At 56.0% G+C, this 6,000-nt stretch carries 5 protein-coding genes; 4 read left to right on the plus strand and 1 reads right to left on the minus strand.

Annotated features, from left to right (window positions below; all coding sequences use genetic code 11):
• Positions 1–96 precede the first annotated feature (96 nt).
• From Q0510_RS01685 to Q0510_RS01700, 4 genes are all read left to right on the plus strand, one after another.
• Positions 97–411 (plus strand): PadR family transcriptional regulator, encoded by a 315-nt coding sequence (locus Q0510_RS01685; RefSeq protein ID WP_298707646.1) that lies wholly within the window; start codon positions 97–99, stop codon positions 409–411.
• A 35-nt stretch (positions 412–446) separates the two neighbouring features.
• Positions 447–2,234: a PspC domain-containing protein gene (locus Q0510_RS01690; RefSeq protein ID WP_298707648.1), complete on the plus strand. Its 1,788-nt coding sequence runs from the start codon at positions 447–449 to the stop codon at positions 2,232–2,234.
• Between the two features lie 188 nt (positions 2,235–2,422).
• Positions 2,423–4,546 (plus strand): ferrous iron transport protein B, encoded by a 2,124-nt coding sequence (feoB, locus tag Q0510_RS01695; RefSeq protein ID WP_298707650.1) that lies wholly within the window; start codon positions 2,423–2,425, stop codon positions 4,544–4,546.
• A 111-nt stretch (positions 4,547–4,657) separates the two neighbouring features.
• Positions 4,658–5,548: a M20/M25/M40 family metallo-hydrolase gene (locus Q0510_RS01700; RefSeq protein WP_298707651.1), complete on the plus strand. Its 891-nt coding sequence runs from the start codon at positions 4,658–4,660 to the stop codon at positions 5,546–5,548.
• Positions 5,549–5,599: 51 nt separating this feature from the next.
• On the opposite strand, the gene Q0510_RS01705 is transcribed toward Q0510_RS01700, so the two are convergent.
• Positions 5,600–6,000, minus strand: a 401-nt coding sequence (locus Q0510_RS01705) for a hypothetical protein (RefSeq protein WP_366940981.1), incomplete at its 5' end; no start/stop codon positions are given.

Below are 6,000 nucleotides of genomic sequence, written 5' to 3' on the forward strand. Positions count from 1 at the left end.
AGTAAATTGTTTGTATCTTTGAATTGTCAAGCTGAAAGATTCAGCCCAAAACAAAAAAGCTCACTTGCCATGAATATAGATAACACACAATCACAGATGAGAAAAGGGGTGCTCGAGTTCTGCATCCTCTCCATCATCAAGCAAGGCGAGGCTTACCCTTCAGACATTATTGAAAAAATGAAAGAAGCGAAGCTGGATATCCTGGAAGGGACTTTATATCCGCTTCTGACACGCCTCAAGAACGCGGAGTACCTCACCTACCGCTGGGTAGAAAGCAGCTCGGGCCCCCCGCGCAAATACTTCTCCATGACCGATAAAGGGGAATCCTTTTATAAAGTCCTGGAGGCCACCTGGAACGAACTCGCCAACGCCGTTCACCAACTCACCCAGCAATCAGAATCTCATCAATAAATACCCATCCAAAACCTAAAAACCAAGATTCAGAGATGAAAAAGATTATCAACATAAACCTCTCCAGCCGCCTGATTCCCATCGAGGACTCGGCCTACGAGCTGCTCAGGCAGTATCTGGACAGCCTCAAGCGATATTTCTCGCAGGAAGAGGGGGCCGACGAGATCGTGAGCGATATCGAAAGCCGCATCGCAGAAATCTTCCAGGATAAAATCAAAAAAGGCGCACATTGCATCACCGATGCAGACGTGACCGAGATCAAAGCCGCCATGGGTACGCCCGAACAATTCGGCGACGATCAACCCGCCGCCAACAACGCCAACACTTCCCAGTCGCAGCAACAACAGCAGCAATACGCATTCGACCCTTCGTATGTTCGTCCGCGTAAACGCTTCTACCGCGACGGCGACAATAAAGTGATCGGCGGCGTGTGCTCCGGACTGGCCGCTTATTTCCGCATCGATCCCGTTATCCTGCGCATCTTGTTCGTGATCACGGCCCTCTTCTGGGGCGGCGGTATCATCGTGTACCTCATCCTCTGGTTCGCCACGCCGGAAGCCGATTCCGCAGCGGAGAAACTGGAAATGCGGGGGGAGCGCGTAGACGTAAATAATATTAAAGCAACCGTCCAGGAAGAAATGAACCAGATCCGCGCCCGCATGGAAAGTATGGGGGAGGATGTGCGAAATTTTTCCGCGGGCCGCGGGAAACAGTTCGGTAGAGATGCCGGATCTGCAATAGAGTCTTTCTTCCGGGGACTGGGCAACGCCATCGTATGGATTGCCAAAGGGTTCTTCCTCTTCTTCGGATTCGTACTGCTCTTCGTGATGGTAGTGGGTCTGATCGCTGCTGCCTCCTTTTCCGCGGTCCTGGTGCCGATCAAAGACCTCATTTTCGCCGAAGGTACCCAGTCGATGCTCTTCTGGCCTGCCCTCGCCCTGCTGATAGGTGTTCCCATCCTGTCGCTCATCCTCTTCCTGGTGCGCAAGATCACCGGTAACCGGATGCCGAATAAATACGCCGGCATGACGCTCGGGTTCTTCTGGATCCTCGGCATCGTGCTTGCCATCGCCCTCGCGGTATCCGTTTCCCGCGACTTCTCCACCGAGAACGGTGTACGTGAACAGCTTTCCATCCAGCAGCCATCCACCGGCCGGCTCATCATCTCGACGGCCGACGAAATGCTGGACATCGACGATCACCCGATGTTCGACGACCATGTACGGATTTCGGAAGACACCATCGTGATCGGGCACATCGTCATCAATATGGAAAAGAGCCTGGACGATAAGTTCAGCATCATGATGGGAAAGAAATCGAGGGGCCGCTCCAGCGCGGAGGCCCGCGGCCTGGCCCGCCAGATCCAGTTCCAGATCAGCCAGCGCGATTCCGTGATCTTCCTGCCCAGCGGCTTTTCCATTCCCCGTGACTCGAAATACCGGTTGCAGCGCGTATATCTCACGATTTACGTACCGGCCGGCAAGCAGGTGATCGTGGACAGGGATGCGCGCAACCACTTCCATTTCGACGGCTACCGCCGCGGCCGCTGGTGGGATGAAGGGCATAACTGGGAAGAAAATGACCGTATGGAGTTGAAAATGAACGACAACGGTGATTGGGAAAGAAGGGATATCCCTCCCGCGCCGGGCACCGAACGCCACCAACGCGACTCGCTCGACCGTAATTACCGGTACCAGGGCCCCGACCGGAACAATCCCGCTCCCGCCAAAACGGACACGGTTCCCCAGGCAGCAGAGCCCAAGACCACGGCAAGCCGCCCTTTCATCGGGTTCCTGTTCAACACACCGGTAGCGTATTCATAAGATATAGCAATTCGTCACAATAAGTTTAGTTTCTAAAACCAGAGGAGCCGCGGTATTTACCGCGGCTTTCTTATTTATTGGGCCTGAACCGGGCTGCCGCTCCTCCTTTTTTCCCGATCCGATCACTCGCCTCCCTGATTAATTGCTAGTTTTGCATATTCTAAAAACCACCGGAGGAACAGATAAGGATGAAGGCACCAATCAATATTGCGCTGGTCGGCAACCCGAACAGCGGCAAAAGCTCGCTCTTTAATGCGCTGACAGGATTAAATCAGAAAGTAGGCAACTTCCCCGGCGTTACGGTAGATAAGAAGACCGGCAGCGCCCGCATCTCGCCGACGCTGGAGGCGAACATCATCGACCTGCCCGGCACTTATTCCCTGTACCCGAAAAGCGCGGACGAATTCGTGACCTATGATGTGCTCCTCCACCCCGAAGGAAACGACCGGCCCGATATGATCATCATCATCGCCGACGCTTCCAATCTCAAGCGCAACCTGCTTTTCTGCTCGCAGATCATCGATCTGAAAATGCCCGTGATCATCGGCCTTACCATGATGGACCTGGCCAAGAAAAAAGGCATAGAAGTAGACCTGGCCGGCCTGGAACGGGAACTGGGAGTGCCCGTGGTGGCCATCAACCCGCGGAAGAACAAAGGGCTCCAACCCCTTAAAAAGAATATCGAACTGATCGCGCAGGAGAAATTCCAGTCGCCCGCGCGCGAGTTCATCGACAGCCGCCAGCTCGCCCCCGCGGTGATCGAAGGCGTAAAGGCGATTTTCCCCGTTACCAGCGATTACGCCGCGCTGCACGTGGCCGCCAACCACGAGGAGTTGCCTTTCATCCCCGAAAACAAACAGCGCGACATCCGTGAATTGCTGAAAGCGCAAAATTTCAACAAGACCAAAGTGCAGGCCGACGAGATCATGCAACGTTACGCCCGCATCAAACATATCATGAACGGAACGGTGGTGGAAACCGACCCGCTGCAGCAGCAGCTCCAGACGGAAAGGATCGATAACATCCTCCTGCACCGCGTCTGGGGTTACCTCATCCTGCTGGGCGTCCTCTTCCTTATGTTCCAAAGCATTTTCTGGCTCGCCTCCTACCCGATGGACCTGATCGACGGCCTCTTCGGCTCCCTCGGCGGCTGGGTTTCCGAAGTGCTGCCCGACAACAGCTGGACCGACCTCCTGGTGAACGGCGTGATCGCCGGCATCGGCGGGATCGTCATCTTCATTCCCCAGATTGCCATTCTATTTGGTTTGATCACCATCCTGGAAGATACCGGGTACATGGCGCGCATTTCCTTCCTTACCGACCGCCTCATGCGGCAGGTGGGCCTCAACGGGAAATCGGTGATGCCCCTGATTTCCGGGGTAGCCTGCGCCGTGCCCGCCATCATGGCCGCGCGGAACATCGAAAACCGGAAAGAGCGATTGATTACCATCATGATCACGCCGTTGATGAGCTGCTCCGCCAGGCTGCCCGTTTATACCATCATGATCGCCCTGGTGGTACCTGACACGCCTGTTTTCGGCATCTTCAACCTGCAGGGGCTTGCCATGATGGTGCTGTACCTGCTCGGTTTCGTGATGGCGTTCATCGTGGCCGCGGTCATGAAGCTCTTCATCAAGATCAAAGAAAAAAGCTACTTCATCATGGAACTGCCCGTTTACCGCGCGCCCCGCTGGAAAAACGTTGGCACCACGATGGTGGAGAAGTCAAAAATATTCATCACCGACGCCGGGAAGGTGATCATGGTGATTTCCATTATTCTCTGGTTCCTCGCTTCGTATGGCCCCTCCAACCGCATGGAAGCCGTTCACCAGCAGTACGAAACGCAAATGGCGGCCACTACCGACGAAGAAACCCTCACCCAGCTTGACCGTGAAATGCAGTCCGCCAAACTGGCCAACAGCTACGCCGGTATCGTGGGCCACGCCATCGAACCGGTGGTGAAACCCCTGGGTTACGACTGGAAGATCGGCATCGCATTGATCACTTCTTTTGCGGCGCGGGAGGTGTTCGTGGGCACGATGGCCACCCTGTACAGTGTGGACGCGGAAGAAAGCGACGCCACGCTGCGCGAGAAAATGGCCGCGGCCAAATGGTCCGACGGCCGGCCGGTGTACACCCTGGCCACGGGATTGTCGCTCATGATCTTCTACGCCTTCGCCATGCAGTGCATGAGCACGCTCGCCATCGTGAAGCGCGAAACCAAAAGCTGGAAGTATCCCATCATCCAGTTCGTGTACATGACCCTGCTGGCCTACGTGTGCAGCTGGGCGGTATACAACATCTTCCAATAACAACGCTTTGCCATATAGCTTCAGCCGGCTCCGGGAAGGGGCCGGCTTTTTTTATTCGCCTGCCGGATTTAGCAGCCGGTATTCGCTACATTTGGGAAAATGCCATCCCAGATGAAGAAAATCCTGACCCTGATCTGCTGCGCCTTCGTGGCAAGCGCCGCCAGCGCACAAGTGGATTCCGCACAGTTGCTGAAAGACGTGGAAACCCTCAGCGCCGACAAGTTCATGGGCCGGCTCACGGGCTCCAAAGGCAACCGGCTGGCGCAATTCTACCTGCTCGACCGATTTAAACAGGCCGGCATTCAACCCATGTCGGGCACATATGAACAGTCGTTCTACTTCACCCGCGGCACCGAGCGCATCATGGGCACGAACCTGTACGGCTACATCCCCGGCAAATCCGACAGCGTGATCGTTATCTCCGCGCATTACGACCACGTGGGCACGCGGCAGGCGGCGGGCGTGGCCGACAGTATCTACAACGGGGCCGATGATAACGCATCCGGCGTGGCCGCCATCCTCGGGATCGCCGCCTGGTTCGCCAAACACCCGCCGAAATACACGCTCATCTTCGCCGCGTTCGACGCTGAAGAAATGGGGCTCCAGGGCGCAAAGGCATTCGTAGCGCGGCCGCCTGTGCCGCTGGCCAAGATCGTCGCCAACATCAATCTCGACATGGTGAGCCGCAATGATAAAAACGAGCTCTACGCCTGCGGCACCTTCCATTATCCCCAGCTCAAACCTTACATCACCGCCGCCGCGGCAACATCAAAAATCAAACTGCTCACCGGGCACGACAATGCCGGCACGGGCGCCCAGGACTGGACCTCCCAAAGCGACCAGGGCGCATTTCACGCCCAGAAGATTCCTTTTATTTACTTCGGTGTGGAGGATCACCCGGATTACCACCGCCCCAGCGACGAATTCTCGCGCATCCAACCTTCCTTCTTTTACCAGGCGGCGAACACCGTGCTGGAGGTGGTCAGGCAGATGGATAAATAAATCGAAAAAGGCGCCCGGTGAGGCGCCTTTTTTTATGGGAAGAAGTTAGGTTTACCGGGGGAACTGATCGATCATCCGGCCGCTGTAAGCTTTGAAGCTGCGGCTGGTGCCGATTTTGTTCATCATGGTGCGGCTGCCTGCGGGTGCGGCTTTCCGGGCTGCGGGGGCGTGGCCCAGGATGCGGGTCATGGCTTTGGCGAGCATGGGTTCCTCCACGCTGCCGAGCACGCCGAGATGGAGGGTTTCCAGGTACTTTTCGTTGGGCGCGAAGCCGTCGGAATAATCGCTCTGGTTGAGTTTATTGAAGGTCTGCGATACGATCGGCTGCATGCCCCATTTGTTGCGCGCGTCGTTTTCCTCGTAGATCGAGAAGGAACCGAGGTTCTTGCCTTCGGTCGTGTCGCCGATCAGGGACACATTCATGTACGGACGCAGGCCGGTGATCACCAGTT

The sequence above is a fragment of the uncultured Chitinophaga sp. genome (assembly GCF_937874145.1).
Lineage (GTDB): Bacteria > Bacteroidota > Bacteroidia > Chitinophagales > Chitinophagaceae > Chitinophaga.

What these genes read in the sequence shown, in the direction of transcription:
- Q0510_RS01685 (WP_298707646.1), top strand. Translation starts at nt 97, where the DNA reads ATGAGAAAAGGGGTGCTCGAGTTCTGCATCCTCTCCATCATCAAGCAA.
- Q0510_RS01690 (WP_298707648.1), top strand. Translation starts at nt 447, where the DNA reads ATGAAAAAGATTATCAACATAAACCTCTCCAGCCGCCTGATTCCCATC.
- feoB (WP_298707650.1), top strand. Translation starts at nt 2,423, where the DNA reads ATGAAGGCACCAATCAATATTGCGCTGGTCGGCAACCCGAACAGCGGC.
- Q0510_RS01700 (WP_298707651.1), top strand. Translation starts at nt 4,658, where the DNA reads ATGAAGAAAATCCTGACCCTGATCTGCTGCGCCTTCGTGGCAAGCGCC.